This is a genomic window from Halomonas citrativorans (assembly GCF_900163645.1).
In the GTDB taxonomy this organism is placed as follows: domain Bacteria; phylum Pseudomonadota; class Gammaproteobacteria; order Pseudomonadales; family Halomonadaceae; genus Vreelandella; species Vreelandella citrativorans.
In genome coordinates this window covers 235511-251444 of record NZ_FUKM01000046.1, presented here as the reverse complement: position 1 = coordinate 251444, position 15934 = coordinate 235511, and the positions used below count along the sequence as shown (strand labels likewise).

General features: G+C 54.8%; 13 protein-coding genes. All 13 read left to right on the top strand.

Annotated features, from left to right (window positions below; genetic code table 11):
• Positions 1 to 115: 115 nt before the first annotated feature.
• A complete protein-coding gene (locus tag CZ787_RS10970; RefSeq protein ID WP_176372208.1) occupies positions 116 to 1405 on the top strand; it encodes a methyl-accepting chemotaxis protein in 1290 nt (429 codons plus the stop codon).
• A 53-nt stretch (positions 1406 to 1458) separates the two neighbouring features.
• Positions 1459 to 3627, top strand: coding sequence for a PAS domain-containing methyl-accepting chemotaxis protein (locus CZ787_RS10965; protein WP_087109050.1), 2169 nt, complete (start codon positions 1459 to 1461; stop codon positions 3625 to 3627).
• On the top strand, positions 3624 to 4490 hold the full coding sequence (locus CZ787_RS10960; protein ID WP_087109048.1) for a CheR family methyltransferase: 867 nt from the start codon (positions 3624 to 3626) through the stop codon (positions 4488 to 4490). Before CZ787_RS10965 ends, CZ787_RS10960 begins: the two co-directional genes overlap by 4 nt.
• A gap of 92 nt (positions 4491 to 4582) precedes the next feature.
• Entirely contained in the window at positions 4583 to 5644 is a 1062-nt protein-coding gene (locus tag CZ787_RS10955) for a protein-glutamate methylesterase/protein-glutamine glutaminase (RefSeq protein WP_087109046.1), read from the top strand.
• A 42-nt stretch (positions 5645 to 5686) separates the two neighbouring features.
• On the top strand, positions 5687 to 7402 hold the full coding sequence (locus CZ787_RS10950) for a methyl-accepting chemotaxis protein (RefSeq protein WP_087109044.1): 1716 nt from the start codon (positions 5687 to 5689) through the stop codon (positions 7400 to 7402).
• A gap of 51 nt (positions 7403 to 7453) precedes the next feature.
• Positions 7454 to 7843, top strand: a complete 390-nt coding sequence (gene cheY / locus CZ787_RS10945) for a chemotaxis response regulator CheY (protein WP_087109043.1) — start codon at positions 7454 to 7456, stop codon at positions 7841 to 7843.
• Between the two features lie 42 nt (positions 7844 to 7885).
• The gene (gene cheZ / locus CZ787_RS10940; RefSeq protein ID WP_087109041.1) at positions 7886 to 8581 is read left to right on the top strand and encodes a protein phosphatase CheZ; all 696 of its coding nucleotides are present in this window, start codon (positions 7886 to 7888) and stop codon (positions 8579 to 8581) included.
• A gap of 116 nt (positions 8582 to 8697) precedes the next feature.
• Positions 8698 to 9864 (top strand): flagellar biosynthesis protein FlhB, encoded by a 1167-nt coding sequence (gene flhB, locus CZ787_RS10935; RefSeq protein WP_087109039.1) that lies wholly within the window; start codon positions 8698 to 8700, stop codon positions 9862 to 9864.
• Positions 9861 to 11942 (top strand): flagellar biosynthesis protein FlhA, encoded by a 2082-nt coding sequence (gene flhA, locus CZ787_RS10930; protein WP_087109037.1) that lies wholly within the window; start codon positions 9861 to 9863, stop codon positions 11940 to 11942. The genes flhB and flhA overlap by 4 nt, the downstream gene beginning before the upstream one ends.
• A 54-nt stretch (positions 11943 to 11996) precedes the next feature.
• On the top strand, positions 11997 to 14174 hold the full coding sequence (gene flhF, locus CZ787_RS10925) for a flagellar biosynthesis protein FlhF (protein WP_087109035.1): 2178 nt from the start codon (positions 11997 to 11999) through the stop codon (positions 14172 to 14174).
• Complete coding sequence (locus tag CZ787_RS10920; RefSeq protein WP_087109033.1) at positions 14171 to 14749, top strand: hypothetical protein; 579 nt, start codon at positions 14171 to 14173, stop codon at positions 14747 to 14749. Before flhF ends, CZ787_RS10920 begins: the two co-directional genes overlap by 4 nt.
• Positions 14750 to 14765: 16 nt before the next feature.
• On the top strand, positions 14766 to 15167 hold the full coding sequence (locus CZ787_RS10915; protein WP_087109032.1) for a flagellar protein FlhE: 402 nt from the start codon (positions 14766 to 14768) through the stop codon (positions 15165 to 15167).
• 26 nt (positions 15168 to 15193) lie between these two features.
• A complete protein-coding gene (locus tag CZ787_RS10910) occupies positions 15194 to 15895 on the top strand; it encodes an RNA polymerase sigma factor FliA (protein ID WP_087109031.1) in 702 nt (233 codons plus the stop codon).
• Positions 15896 to 15934 lie beyond the last annotated feature (39 nt).

Below are 15934 nucleotides of genomic sequence, written 5' to 3'. Positions count from 1 at the left end.
TTTGTACTAAAAAGGCCACACGGAACGTGTCTTCCCAAGTTGAACGGCCCCTCTAGCGCCAAGGAATGCGCCTGCGAGTGACGTTGTGTTTGGAGAAAACATTGTGACACAGCTAATGCGGCAGATGTTGGGAAACATGACCGTGCGGCTCAGTTGGGGGCTGGTGCTTGCTTCCTTTTCGTTACTGGTGATTGTGGCCTGTGGCATCGGTTTTTATGCTCTTCAGCATGGGGCAGCCATCATGCAGGCCGCCAGTGATGGCAGCGTTCAACAGGCTGAATTCTCGGACTTTACCGGCCGCATTCGCTGGGCGCTTATCGCCATTGTGGTGATCACAGTGACGACCGTCGTGGTGGTGATTTGGGGCGTGACGGTCAATGTACTTAAGCCACTGGATCGTTTGGTTGGCTATTTCGAACGCATGGCTCAGGGCGATTTAAGCCAGCAGATCTCGGCACCGGGCAATAATGAAATAGGTCGGCTATACGTTGCGATGGCGCATATGCAGGCTTCTTTATCAGAAACAGTGAGCGTTGTGCGTGGCAGTGGGTCGTCCATTTATGCGCGCTCTCAACAGATTGCCAGCGGTAATAACGACCTCTCCTCGCGTACTGAACAGCAGGCCTCTTCGCTTGAAGAGACCGCCTCCAGTATGGAACAGCTTGCCTCAACGGTGGGCCACAATGCCGATAACGCACGTCAGGCTAGCCAGCTTGCGCAAAATGCTACGTTAACAGCGAGGCGAAGCGGTGAAGAAGTGAGCGGCATTGTTGAAACCATGCAGGATATCAATGCCAGCTCTCATCAAGTGGCCGATATCATCACGTTGATTGATAATATTGCGTTTCAAACCAATATCCTGGCGCTTAACGCATCGGTAGAGGCTGCCCGTGCGGGTGAGCATGGCAAGGGGTTTGCTGTGGTCGCTCAGGAAGTGCGTAGCCTGGCCAGTCGCAGCGCTAACGCGGCGAAGGAGATTCGTACGCTCATTGATACCTCGTTGGGTAAAGTAGAGACCGGCACGCAGCGGGTCAATCAGGCAGGTGAGACCATGCAAGCGCTGGTTGATGCAGTGCAGCGGGTCAACGATATCATGGATGAAATTGCTGCAGCCTCCGAAGAGCAGAGCAACGGTATTGCTCAGGTTAATCAAGCGGTTGCACAAATGGACCAAGTGGTTCAGCAAAATGCCCAGCTTGTTCAGCATGCCGCTCATAACGCCAATGAGCTTGAAGATGAAGCGGCGCGGTTAAGAAATACCGTTGAGCGTTTTCAGGTTGCTCATAACCCAACGCCTGTATCCGCCTCATCCACGGCGGGGCCTGTCGAGTCCGTCACTTCCAAGCCTCTTTCTATCGGCACTGCTTCAAGAAAGGTGGAAACAGAAGCCTGGGAAGCATTTTAATAGCAAACGCTATAAACAACGATAGTTTAAGAACTGAACAATAAGGCCCCTAAATGCGCAATAACCAACCCATTTCGCAGCGTGAAGTCGAGCTAAAAGAAGACGATTTTCTGGTCTCACGGACGGATTTAAAAGGTCGTATTACGTACACGAACCCGACATTTATTGAGATAAGTGGCTACACGCATGACGAGTTGATAGGTGCTCCGCATAATCTGGTTCGCCATCCGGATATGCCGCCTGCCGCGTTTGATAATTTGTGGAAAACCGTACAGAACGGGGATACCTGGCGTGGGTTGGTTAAAAATCGCTGTAAAAATGGTGATCACTACTGGGTGGACGCCAGCGTAACGCCAATCATTGAAAATGAGCAGGTGGTGGGTTACGCCTCGGTGCGCGTTCAAGCCTCACGTGAGGCCATAAAGCATGCTGAACAGGCTTATGCTGAGATACGGGAAGGACGTAACAAGCATTTCTACCTGGATAAAGGGCGTCTACGACAGCGTGGTGTCGGCCAGTGGCTGAAAAGGATTCAGTTGAATACCATCCGCGCCAAACTGGTTGGCATGATTGTGGTCGCTGCGGCGTTGCTGTTGATTAGCGGGGGCTTGGGTCTTTACGGTCTTAACGCGTCAAGTGAGCGGCTTGAGAGGCTTAATAGCGATGGTTTGCGCGACGTCGTCAGGCTGCAACAAATTGACCAAATGATCGCCAATACGCGCCAGGGAATGATTGAACCAGAGCGTATGGAGTTGATTAATCAGCGTTTTGAAATAGGTGAAACCATTGAGCAGCGTGCTGAAGAAGTAGCCACCGTATGGCAAGGCTATTACACCCGTGCGATCAATAATACGCCGCTCGCCAGTGCGTTTAGCGATCAACTTCAGGCCTTTCTAGAGGAGGGAATGGGTCAGGCGGCTCGCGTGCTGCAAGCCGAAGAGACCTATCAGGCGTTTACCGGGCTGGATGCCGTCATCAGCGTCATGTCTGATGAGGGGCGGGCGCTTTCTGAAAGTGTGAGTCAGCTCATTGGGCAAAAACAGCAAGCGGCTGAACAAATGGCGGCTGATGCCCAGCAAGCGCAGAACACTATTATCGCAACGCAAGCGGTGGTGTTGGGAGTTGGGTTGGCGCTGCTGATAGTGATTGGTTGGTTAACCTTCCGCGCAATTATACGTCCCCTAAAGGGCGCATCACGTTTTACGCTGCAAATCGCGGGCGGTAACCTGGCGGCTTCCGCGCCCAAGCGTCAGCACGATGAAGTGGGCCAGCTACTTGATGGGCTTAATGCCATGCGTAAAAGCTTAAGCAGCATTATTGGCGACGTAAAAGGCGGGATAGATATCGTAACGCCTGCCGCACAAGATATTGCAACAGGTAATGAAGCGCTCTCTTCACGTACCGAGCAACAGGCTGCTTCGCTACAGCAAACGGCCTCCAGCATGGAGGAGATGACGGCTACCGTACGCCAGAATAGCGACAACGCTCAAGAAGCCCGCCGACTCGCCGATAATAACTCTACTCGGGTTTCTCAAACGGGTGAGCTAATGACGCAGTTGGTAGACAATATGCAACGCATTACCCAAAGCTCTCAAAAGATGGCCGATATCATCAATACCATCGACTCGATAGCTTTCCAAACCAACATCTTGGCGCTGAATGCCTCGGTGGAGGCGGCGCGCGCCGGCGAACATGGGCGTGGCTTTGCCGTGGTTGCCGAAGAAGTGCGTAATTTAGCCGGACGAAGCGCTGGCGCTGCCCAGGAAATTCGAGGGTTGATTGACGGTTCTAACAAGGAAGTCAATGCGGGCGCTGGGCTGGTTGAAAAAGCAGAAACCGCGATCAGTGAGGTCGCTGAGGCGGCACGCAGTATTACCAATATCATGCACGAAATTTCGGCAGCGTCTGAAGAGCAAAGCAGTGGTATTGCGGAGGTAAACCAGGCAGTCGCCGAAATGGATCAAGCAACGCAGCAAAATGCTGTTCGAGTCCAGGAGACCGCCCGCGCGGCTGCCGCGTTAGAGCAACAAGCAAGCCTGCTGGCGTTATCGGTTGAAGCCGTTCGGCTTAACCAGAAGAGCCCAGAACGCCCTCTTGCCTTGGCGAACACGTTACCTGCTAAACAAGCAACAACGCTTGCCAGCCCCACAGCGCGCAACAAAGTAGCCGCGCCTGCTGTGCAGCGACAAGCGACACCTGTAGAGGAATGGGAAGAATTTTGAGCGAACAACGCGAACCAGGTGTCGACGCCAATCAGTGGGCGTCTAGTCATCAGATTGAACGAGATCTGATGCTCACGGATGCGGATTTCTTACGAATACGAGAGCTTATTTACCAGCGTGCTGGCATCGTGTTGGCCGAGCACAAACGCGAGATGGTTTATAGCCGGTTAGCCAAGCGTCTTCGACATCATGGTTTGACACGTTTTAGCGATTACTTATTGCGCCTGGAGCGTCAGCCTGATGCAAAAGAGTGGGAGGCGTTTACCAATGCGCTGACCACTAATCTGACCGCGTTTTTTCGTGAGGCGCACCATTTTCCCCTATTGGCAGAGCATCTTCGCCATAAACAGAGCCCGGTCACTATTTGGTGTTCGGCCGCTTCAACGGGCGAAGAGCCCTATTCACTGGCCATGACGCTTTTGGAAACCCTGGGGCCCAAAGCGGCGCAGGCGAAAATCGTTGCCACCGATATCGATACCGATGCCCTAAGCCGCGCGCGCGCCGGTATTTATCCACAAGAGCAGGTGCGCAAGTTAGATGAAGCCCGTGTGAAACGCTTTTTTCAGAAGGGTACAGGGCAGCAACAGGGTCTCGCTCGTGTGCGCCCGGAAGTTTCCGAGCTGGTTGAGTTTATGCCACTTAATCTGCTGTCGACACAGTGGCCGATTAAAGGCCCGTTTGATGCCATTTTTTGTCGAAATATCATGATCTATTTCGATAAAGAGACGCAGGCAAAGATTCTTAAGCGGTTTGCGCCCCTTATGAAGCCGGATGGCCTGCTGTTTGCCGGTCACTCTGAAAACTTTTCGTATATTAGTGATGCGTTCAAGCTGCGGGGCCAGACGGTATACACGCGGGCTTAATGGAACCATTTTCGTGTTTTTATACGCCTAATGCGTGGTTATCCGTGCAAACAAGGCAGTATACCCGGCATTAACTGCAAAGGAGGCGTGCATTGAGCGCTGCCAAGATCAAAGTATTGTGTGTCGATGACTCGGCGCTGATTCGTGATTTGTTAACTGAAATTATCAACTCGCAGCCGGACATGGAAGTGGTTGCCGTGGCGCCTGATCCACTGGTTGCCAGGGATTTAATTAAGCAACACAACCCTGATGTGCTCACGCTTGACGTTGAAATGCCGCGCATGGATGGGCTCGATTTTCTGGAACGCCTGATGCGCCTGCGGCCCATGCCGGTCTTGATGGTGTCATCGCTCACGCAAAGCGGTTCGGAAATTACGCTGCGTGCACTTGAGCTTGGCGCGCTGGACTTTGTGGCCAAACCAAGCCTGGGTATTCGGCATGGCATGATGGAGTACGCCAATGAAATCGCCGAAAAGCTGCGTGCGGCCGCACGTTCACGGCCGCGTCAGGCGCGCCATAAAAATGCTCCACCGCCTGCACAGTTAAAAGCGCCGTTAGTCTCAAGCGAAAAACTGATTATCATCGGAGCATCCACGGGCGGCACGGAAGCCATCCGTGCGGTATTAGAGCCGTTGCCTGCCAACTCCCCTGCCATTTTGATCACCCAGCATATGCCGGGGGGGTTTACGCGCTCGTTTGCCGAGCGCCTGGATCGGTTGTGTCGAATAACCGTCAAAGAGGCGACCGATGGTGAACGTGTGCTGCCGGGCCACGCCTACATTGCCCCTGGCGACCAGCACTTAAAGCTCGTACGCAGCGGAGCAAACTATGTGGCACGCCTGGACAGCGGGCCGCCGGTCAACCGGCACCGGCCATCCGTCGATGTACTGTTTCATTCCGCCGCTGAACAGGCTGGGCGTAACGCCATCGGGGTGATCCTGACCGGCATGGGCAAAGATGGGGCTGCGGGGCTTTTGGAAATGCGCCAAGCAGGCGCGCCTACCGTTGCCCAAAACGAGGCGACGTGTGTGGTCTTTGGTATGCCGCGTGAAGCGATAGCCATGGGTGGCGCTGTCGAAGTTGCCGCACTCGATGATATTCCCGCCCGTTTGATGGCAATGGTAGCTGCCTCCGGTCGCTCCCAGCGGGTATAAACCGTTTTACTATAAAAAATGCTTGGTCAAGGGGATGATCTAATGATGCGTTTACTACGTAACCTGAGTATCCATGCAGCCGTAGTGGCTGCATTGGTGTGTTTTGCTGTGCTGATTATCATGCTGGCGAGCATCAGCTTTCTATCGGAGAGCCGGTCAGAGGAAAACCTGGCGACTTACGGTCGTATCAGTAGCGACCAGCTTAATCAGATTAATCGCGCCGATTCGCTACTCAACCAGGCCATGTTGGCCATGGAGGTCGCCTCGAATCACCTAATGGTCGGCCAGATGAGCCGAGCCAACGAGCAGTTGGAGATTGCCTCCGACCTTATTGAGCGTTCCGAGATCCGTTTTGAGAACTTTGTGGCGACTCCTCGTACAACCCAAGGCGAAGTGTTAGGAAGTGAGTTAATCGACAACTTCCGTGCCGTGATGACGCTAGTAAAACAGCAGCACGAAAGCTTTGCACAGATGGATATCAATACCTATAACGACCTGCGCGAAGCGTTAAGTGAACCGCTGATGAGTCTTGCCGCTAGCACGACGGCGTTCGTTGAATATGGCTTTCAGCGAGTTAACAATATCGCCGAAGAAGCGCACGCCCAAGGCAACCTTTTTAAACTGGTTAGCGCCATTGCATTGGGTATAGCGTTGCTGGTTACGCTTGCCATTTATATTGGCTTACGCCGCACCGTGACGACGCCCTTAAACGATGCGGTTAAACGGTTAAATAAAATTGCCGAAGCGGATCTTACCCAACCACTACCTGAGGCGGGCAATAACGAGATTGGTCGCCTGTTTTCGGCGATGGCCACCATGCAGCAAAACCTGACGGGGATTGTTGCTCGGGTCCGAGAGGGCAGTTCTGAAATCCACTATGGCACGCGGGAAATCGCTAGCGGCAATGCCGACCTTTCCTCACGTACGGAGCAGCAAGCGGCGGCCATTGAGGAAACCGCAGCCAGCATGGAAGAGATGACGGCCACCGTGAAGCAGAACGCAGATAACTCGCGTCAAGCCAGCACGCTGGCGGCAGATGCCTCGACAACTGCTGAGCACGGTGGCCAAGTGGTCAGCCAAGTGGTTCAAACGATGCATGGTATATCGACAAGTTCGCAAAAAGTGGCCGATATCACCAGTGTTATTGACTCCATTGCGTTTCAAACCAATATCCTCGCACTGAATGCCTCGGTGGAGGCTGCACGTGCCGGTGAACAGGGTCGTGGCTTTGCGGTGGTGGCGGGTGAAGTGCGCAATCTTGCTAGTCGTAGTGCCGATGCTGCCAAGGAAATCAGAACGCTAATTGATGCCTCGGTGAGCCAGATTAAGCAAGGCTCAACGCTCGTGGAGCAAGCGGGCTCTACCATGTCAGACGTTGTCACTGCCGTGCGCCGTGTGACTGACATCATGGATGAGATATCGGCCGCTTCACAGGAGCAAAGCGATGGCATTGAGCAGGTGAGCCATGCGGTTGGGCAGATGGATCAGGTCACCCAGCAAAACGCTGCCCTTGTCCAGGAAGCTTCCTCGGCTGCCGCCTCATTGGAAGAGCAGGCCAATCAGTTAGAGCAGGCGGTTGCCGTATTTAAGTTGCTAGGATCTCAGACGCCTCAGCGTACTTCATTGCCACCGCGCACTTCACTGCCTAAGCAAGCGAGCTCTACGCCGCCTCGTGCTGCAGAAAAAAGTTTACCGGCGGCCTCCGCGCCACGATCAACGCCAACCCACAGCGACCACGCAGAGTGGGAAGCTTTTTAACCCTGACTATATAACTCGTCATCAAGACGTGAATTGATAAGAGGATGAACAATGGCCGACAAGAACATGAGCTTTTTGGTAGTCGACGACTTTCCTACCATGCGCCGGATTGTACGTAGCCTGCTTAAAGAGCTGGGTTTTACCAATGTCGATGAAGCAGAAGATGGTCAGGACGCGCTTAATAAGCTGCGTGCAGGTGATTTTGAATTTGTTGTTTCTGACTGGAATATGCCTAACCTGGACGGTTTGGAAATGCTCAAGGAGATTCGTGAGGATGACGGCTTGAAGCATTTGCCGGTATTGATGGTAACGGCAGAAGCCAAGAAAGAAAATATTATCGCAGCCGCTCAAGCGGGTGCTAACGGCTACGTCGTTAAGCCATTTACCGCGGCTACCCTTGAAGAGAAGCTTAATAAAATCTTCGAAAAAATGGGTAAATAAAGCGGCTGGGCCGAAGGGCCTGGTGAGCGAGGAGATAATACCATGAGTCAGAATGAGCAGGTCGACTCTAACCCGCTATCCGAGGAAGGCGCTGAAGAGCTAATTCATCGCATCGGCAAGCTTACTCGCATGCTGCGCGATAATATGCGCGAGCTGGGATTGGATAAAGAGATCGAAAAAGCGGCTGAAGCCATTCCTGATGCGCGAGATCGGCTGCACTATGTTGCCACGATGACCGAGCAGGCAGCCGACCGCGCATTGAATGCGATTGATCGTGCTCAGCCACTTCAGGATGAACTCTCTGAGCGTGCTGAAGGGCTTGATAAGCAGTGGGCTGAGTGGTTTGAAGCGCCCAAGGATCTGGAAGATGCCAAGGCGCTCGTTAAGGATACGCGCAGCTACTTAAGCGATGTGCCTACGATGACGGCGGCGACGAGTAAAGAGCTTCTTGAAATCATGATGGCTCAGGACTTCCAGGATCTGACCGGCCAGGTGATCAAGAAAATGATGGACGTGATCCGTGAGATCGAACATCAGCTTGTTCAGGTGCTGATCGACAACGTACCGGGTGCTCAGGTACGCGAATCGATGCAGCGCAAGGCCGAAGATCAGTGGAAAAACGACAGTGCACGACGTAAAGAGGATTTGTTGAACGGCCCGCAAATCAAGGAGAGTGCGCCCGATATCGTCACTGGTCAGGATCAGGTGGACGACTTATTGGACGAATTGGGCTTTTAATGCCGCGTTATTAGAGCATTGTAAAAAGCCGTATCTGGCAATATAAGCGTTTTGTTCAGCCGTCCCTTGGGGCGGCTGACTTTATGGTGCGCCACGCACGCTAAGCCGGATGTAGCATGGCAGATAACGATAGCGATCAGGAAAAGACCGAAGAGGCCACGCCCAGGCGCAAAAGCAAAGCGCGTGAAGAGGGGCAGGTGCCTCGATCGCGTGAGCTAACCACGTTTTTGCTGCTGCTGGGCGGTGTCGGTGGGTTATGGGGCATGGGGCAGATTTTTTATGACCAGTTGGGAATGGTCATGGAGCAGGCTTTCATGTTTGACCGGCGCCAGGCCATGGAAGAGATGCCCATGCTGGTCAATGCGCTAAACCTGGGGCAGCGGACGCTGTTTACCATGATGCCGCTATTTCTACTGCTGGCGGTCATTGCGTTAACGGCTCCTGCCTTACTGGGGGGATGGCTGATATCCGCAAAGTCCATGCAGCCCAAGCTCTCCAAGCTAAACCCTATCGCAGGGGTTAAGCGGATATTTTCGACCCAAGCGTTGATTGAGCTGGCGAAAGCGATTGCCAAGTCGGTGCTGGTGGGTAGCGTGGCCGGGACGTTTTTGTATCTCAACCTGGGTAAGTTTTTAGCGCTAATGGATCAGCCCGTGCATCAAGCACTGGTCAGTGCGCTTAATATGGCGGCCCAGGCGGCTGGTTTGGTCGTATTGTCGCTAATGATCGTCATTCTTATCGATGTGCCTTTTCAGCTGTGGAGTAACGCCAAGAAGCTGCGCATGAGTAAAGAAGAGGTGAAGCGCGAGCATAAAGAGTCAGAAGGTGACCCCCATGTTAAAGGGCGCATTCGTCAACAGCAGCAGACGATGGCTCGGGGTAGAATGATGAGCAAGGTGCCAGAGGCCGACGTTATTATTACCAACCCAACGCATTATGCCGTGGCCTTGATGTATCAAGAGGGCAGCATGGGAGCACCGCGACTGGTGGCCAAAGGGGCGGATGCCGTTGCGGCAAAAATACGCGAGCTGGGCATAGAGGCAGGCGTTCCTCGCTTGGAGGCTGCACCGCTGGCGCGCGCCCTTTATCATCATGTGGATCTAGAGGCCGAAGTGCCTGCCGAGCTTTATACAGCGGTGGCAGAAGTGATGGCGTGGGCTTACCGCTTAAAGCATGTTGGACAACAAGGAGGCGAGGTGCCCCCAACTCCCGATAATCTGCCGGTACCCCCGGAAATGCAAACCCCTGGCCGTCAGGCCAGTGGCAATGAGGCACCGCCATGAAAGGTTTAAACCAACTGGTCTCTCAGCGTGGCTGGATGGGCGAGGTACGCATGAAGCTGCTTGCCGGGCCGGTGCTGATTTTAATGATTTTGGGCATGATGATCCTGCCCTTGCCGCCCTTTGCGCTGGATATGCTGTTCACCTTTAACATCGCCTTGGCCATCATGGTGTTGTTGGTCAGCATGTTTGCCGAAAAGCCTTTGGATTTTGCTGCGTTTCCTGCTGTTTTGCTATTTACCACGCTACTGCGTCTTTCGCTTAACGTCGCCTCAACGCGGGTAGTATTGATGGATGGCTACGCGGGCGGCGCATCGGCCGGTAAGGTCATCGAAGCGTTTGGTACCTTTCTGGTAGGGGGTAATTTTGCCGTTGGCCTAGTGGTCTTCTTGATACTGGTCATTATCAATTTCATGGTGATCACCAAGGGCGCTGGGCGAATTGCCGAGGTCGGGGCACGTTTTACGCTGGATGCAATGCCTGGCAAGCAGATGGCCATTGATGCCGATTTAAATGCTGGCTTGATTGGTGAAGAAGAAGCCAAAAAGCGTCGTTCAGAAGTCGCCCAGGAAGCCGACTTTTATGGCTCTATGGACGGTGCCAGTAAATTTGTACGCGGTGATGCCATGGCGGGCCTGGTCATCATGGTGGTTAACATTATCGGTGGCCTGTTGATTGGTATGATGCAGCACGATATGAGCTTCGCCGATGCGGGCCGTACGTATACGCTGCTAACGATTGGCGACGGCCTGGTTGCCCAGATTCCGGCGCTGGTCATTTCCACTGCGGCTGGTGTAACGGTATCGCGCGTTAATACCGAGCAGGATGTTGGTCAGCAAATGATCAGCCAGCTGTTCGTGAACCCTCAGGTGATGGTTCTGGCAGCTGCGGTTATGGGCCTGCTGGGTCTGGTGCCGGGCATGCCGAACTTTGTCTTTCTGTTTTTTACCGCACTGCTGGGCGGTTTGGCTTGGCTCTTGATGCTTCACAAGCAGAAAGCCCAAGTGCAAGAGGAGATCGCTACAGAAGCACCTGTTACCCAGGAAACTCCTGAGGCCAGCTGGGAAGATGTCCATCTGGTCGATACCCTTGGACTTGAAGTGGGCCATCGTTTAATCCCACTGGTCGATGCCCGCCAAAAAGGCGAGCTTCTGGGGCGTATTAAAAGCGTGCGTAAAAAGTTTGCTCAGGAGGTCGGTTTCCTGCCACCGGTGGTGCATATCCGCGACAACCTGGAACTGCCGCCTAATACCTACGTGCTCTCCATGAAAGGCGCTGAAATAGGTCGCGCCGAAGCGCAGACAGGCAAGTGGCTCGCCATTGACCCGGGGCAGGTCTCTGGGGAACTGCAAGGGACTGCCACTCACGACCCTGCCTTTGGTCTACCCGCGGTTTGGATCGACACCAATCAGCGTGAGCACGCCCAGGTGTATGGCTATACTGTGGTCGATGCCAGTACCGTTATTGCGACTCACCTTAATCATTTGCTACATCGACATTCACCCGAAATGCTGGGCCGCCAGGAGGTCCAGAAGCTGCTCGACAAGCTGGGCGAAGAGCAGAAATCACTGGTAGAAGAAGTGGTGCCCAAGGCAATTTCTCTGACCATTCTGCAACGTATTTTGCAGAATCTGCTGGAAGAGGATGTGTCTATTCGTGACATGCGCACGATTCTGGACACCCTGGCAGAGCATGCCGGTCATCAAAAAGATCCTAATGAGCTTACCGCGCTGGTGCGTATTGCATTAGGCCGGGCCATTACGCAGCAGTGGTTTGCCGGACAGGAAACCCTCAATGTGATGGGGCTGGATGCCCAACTGGAGCAGGTACTGATACAGGCGATGAACGGGAATGGCGCGATGGAGCCAGGCCTGGCTGAAACCTTGATGGATCAGGCGCAGCAGGCTCTGGAGCAGCATGAAAGTAGCGGGGAAGCACCGGTATTGGTGGTTCAGCACTCGCTGCGTGGCGTGTTATCACGCTTTTTGCGCCGTCGTTTGCGCCATCTTGTGGTCATGTCACAAGCAGAAATTCCGGATGACCGCACGCTGCGTGTGACCACCACAGTGGGTGGCCGCTAACCATGACCGCAAGCAGCGAACGTGTCAGCTATGTGTACAAACAAAAGGTAAGACATGAGCGTTAGGCGTTTTACGGGAGCAAACAGTCGTGATGTCATGCGCCAGGTGCGTGAAACGCTGGGAGATGATGCGCTAATTTTGGCGAACCGCCGTACTGATGACGGCGTTGAAATCATGGCGATGGCCGATGAGGCTGTCGAGCCTGTCGACGCCGCGTTAGAGGTAACCGCAAGTACGGTAGAACCCGCTACAGCGACGGACCCTCTTCAGGCCATGAGTGAGCGCCTACTGCGTGAAATGCAAGATATGCGCGCGCTTTTAACTAACCAACAGGTAACGAGCCAACAGGTGCCTCGGCCCACCGGGACGGTGCAACAAGCCGCCGACACGCACGCACGGCTTTCTCAGTTGTTGACGCGTGTTGGCTTTAGCGCCGAGCTTGGTGATGAAGTGCTCGCGGGTCTGCCAGCGTCATTGAAAGCGCTTGGCCCTGAAAGTGAGCAACCGCTTGATTGGCTGCGCCAGCAGCTGACAAGCAGGCTTCATGTGTTAAATGACGAGGCCAGTTTTTTTGACCAAACGGGCATCGTCGCCTTGGTCGGTCCTACCGGAATAGGCAAAACCACGACCACCGCAAAGCTTGCGGCGCGCTTTGTAATGCGGCATGGCACACGCCCCGTCGCGCTGGTCACCACGGATAGCTTTCGTATCGGCGCCCATGAGCAGCTCAGGATTTACGCACGCCTGTTGGATACCCCCATGTACGCCCTTGATGCTGAGCAACCGGTCGATGATCTGTTGGGCCGCCTTCACGGCAAGCAGTGGGTCATGATTGATACGGTTGGGATGAGCCAGCGTGACCAGCGTGTGATTGATCAAATTGCGCATTTGCAGGACGGAAGTTCCACGGTAAGACTGGTACTGCTGTTGAACGCGGCTAGCCAGCCAGAAACCCTGGAAGAAGTCGTGCTGCGTTATCGTCAGGCCGCGCGGGCGGCAGGCGCTGAGCTTGATGACTGTATTATTACCAAGCAGGATGAAGCTGGCCGACTAGCCCCCGTGCTGGATATTGTTATCCGTCATGGTATGCGCGTGCTGTTTAGCTCTCATGGGCAGCAAGTACCCGAAGATATGAGCGTGGCGCTGCCGGATGCGCTGATCAACCAGGCGTTGGAAAGCCAGGCGAAAGCAGCGCCGCAGCCTGGCTTCACGGCACCGGCTAGCATGCCTCGCTGGTCGCGAGATGTGCTTGGCCAAGGGCGGAGGCTGTCACTACTACTGACGCGGCTGCGCCAGCGTTTGGCAGGCTTCGCCACGCTGGAAGCCATGTGGGATGTTAGCGCTTTGCCGAGCGAGCTACAGAGCGCGCAGCTTACTCGTCTGTTGCCGCACGCGTTACCCACCCCCGGTGTGGTATGGGCGGCACGCCGTAACGAGCGTGGCTGTGATTGGTCGATGCCGGATATCAGCATGGACGAACGGGGCGCTTGGCATGCCGTCCCCATGCTTCAACATCGCCAACCTGCGGGTTGGCAGGCCAGGCTTGAGACACGAATGGAGGCGGGCGCCACGGTGCATCTATTGCCCGTGCTGCCTCCGGCAGAAACCGTGCAGTGGCTGAATGAGCAACAGCTGACTTGGGTCAGCCTTGTGACATCTGCACAGCGCGTATACTTTCATGGCGAGCGTTCTGCGCTACGTGGACTATTTGAACAAAGCACGCTCAGCCATCATGTCAGCGTGCGGTTTCGTGGCCAGTCCATGCAGTTATGGACCGCCTATGCCGAAGTGCAAAATGAGGCGGGCAGTGTACTGCTTGCGTGGTATGGGGAGGTTCGTGACCCCGAAAGTGCCAAGGTCGTTGCCCGGCGCTACTGGTTGACGCCGGCTCGTTTAGGCGCCGATGTACTTTTCCAACTGGTCATTCAGCTGCAAAGTGAGGGCTTGGCAGCGCTCACCAAACGCGTGTTGCAGCAGTTTAAAGAGGCCGATAGCGGGGACGTGGATCCAGAAGTACGTCTACTGTTAGCCAGCGGCGTCGCGTCAGTGGTCGGGCATTTGGATAACGCGGATGATGATGAGGCGTCCAGTCTGCGTAGCGATCTACTCAGCCTGTTGGGCACGCGCCGAAAACGCCGCGATACGGCCATGCTGGATGCGTTGATGTACGCCTTTATGGCGCGCGACGCCATTCGCCAATTGGGCAGCGTTAGCCGAGAGGTGAATGTATGAGTCAGGATCAGGCGGCGGGCTTGCGCCAATGGGCCGACAGCCAGCGTCAGAAGCAGGCACCCAGCCAGCTTGATGCGCCGTTAGCAAGTGATACGGAGGTGATGAGCGAAACACCAGCGCCCGCGCTAGGTGCAGTTTCGCCCACCCCCACGATTGACGAGCAGCCGGTCGCGAAAGCCCCTTCGCGACCTAAAAAGCCCTTGTATATTATTGGTTTGCCCGGACAGGGCGCGCAGGCTGTCAAACAGGCTCAACATCGCCTGGCTCAATGGTCTGCGCTGGGCCGTCACTGGGCAGGATCACCTGACGATTGGGATATACAGGCGGTTAGCGTTAATGCGCCTGATCTGGCTCAGCTAAGTGCTCGGCATGCGCGTTGGGCGCTCTGGGTTAACAGCGATGCGGACGCATTTGCCGAGATGTACCGGCTACTTCGCCAGGCGCGTGACAATGGCGGGCCGCGCCGATTATTGGCACTGCACGAGCCCTCTTTGTCGCGCCAAGGCTTGCTGGAAAACCTGCGTGAAGCCGCTAGCCACTATTTGGCCACCGACCTTCTGGTGTTGGCGCGCTGATAAGGAAATATTCGACATGTTAAGCAAGCTATTCAAGATGATGGGTGTTTGCGGGTTGATAGGTCTCATCAGTAGCGCTCAGGCGGCGGGCAGCTGGAGTACCTCGGTGCCGGGCGTGATGGTGGCCATGAGTGACCGGGAAACCCGTAGCCAGTCAATGACGCCACCCGATTCTGTACAGGTGCACAATCGTGTGATTGATCGGATACACTGGCAGCTTGAGGCGCCGCCGGGCAGCGCTATCAACGCATGGCTATGCCATCCGGAGCAGTGTGTGGCTCTCTCGGGAGGGCGCGGAACGGTCACCGAGCTGGCGGGAAGGCAGGTAAGTGCTCCTTTGCAGTTTCGTTTTAAGTTACTGCCTGGACAGCGGCCAGTTCGCGTTCAGGGTCTGCAAGTCATTGTGAACTATCAGTAAAAGTTGTATAGCCGCGAGGCAAAAAGATGTACACAGCACAAGGCAGAATCAAGCAAGGCGAGCTATTCACACAATACATGCCACTGGTAAGACGTCATGCCTTAACACTGCAGGTCAGGTTGCCAGCCAGCATTGAACTTGATGATCTTATTCAGGCGGGCACGGTAGGGCTTTTAGAAGCACTGGGCCGTTTTGATGCCGCTCATGGGGCCAGCTTTGCGACGTTTGCCAGCCAGCGTATCCGTGGGGCGATGGTCGATGAACTGCGTACGCGAGATTGGTTGCCACGCAGCGTGCGCCGCGCTGCGCGCGCTGTGGACGACGCGATCCGGCGGCTAGAGCAGCAGCTCGGGCGCTCGCCGGAAGAGAGTGAAATTGCCTTGGCGCTTGAGATGCCGCTGGGTGATTACCAACAACTGCTCAACGACACCAATAGCGGTCAGCTATTGCCGTTTGAAGAGTTGGTTGCCGATGGTGGTGAGCCGGTAAGTTTTGATGTGAGCAACTTGCCGTTTGAAAAGCTGCTGGATGAGCAGCAGCGCCAAACATTGGTTGCTGCCATTGAGGCGTTGCCAGAGCGCGAGAAACTGCTCATGGCACTTTATTACCAGGAAGAGCTGAATTTAAAAGAAGTGGGCGCCGTGCTGGGCGTGACCGAGTCGCGTGTGTCTCAGTTGCATAGCCAAGCCATTAGCCGTCTGCGTGCCCGGTTGCATGATTCAGCCTAAACAACCGATACGTTAACTCACAATAACCGGCGAGGAGCC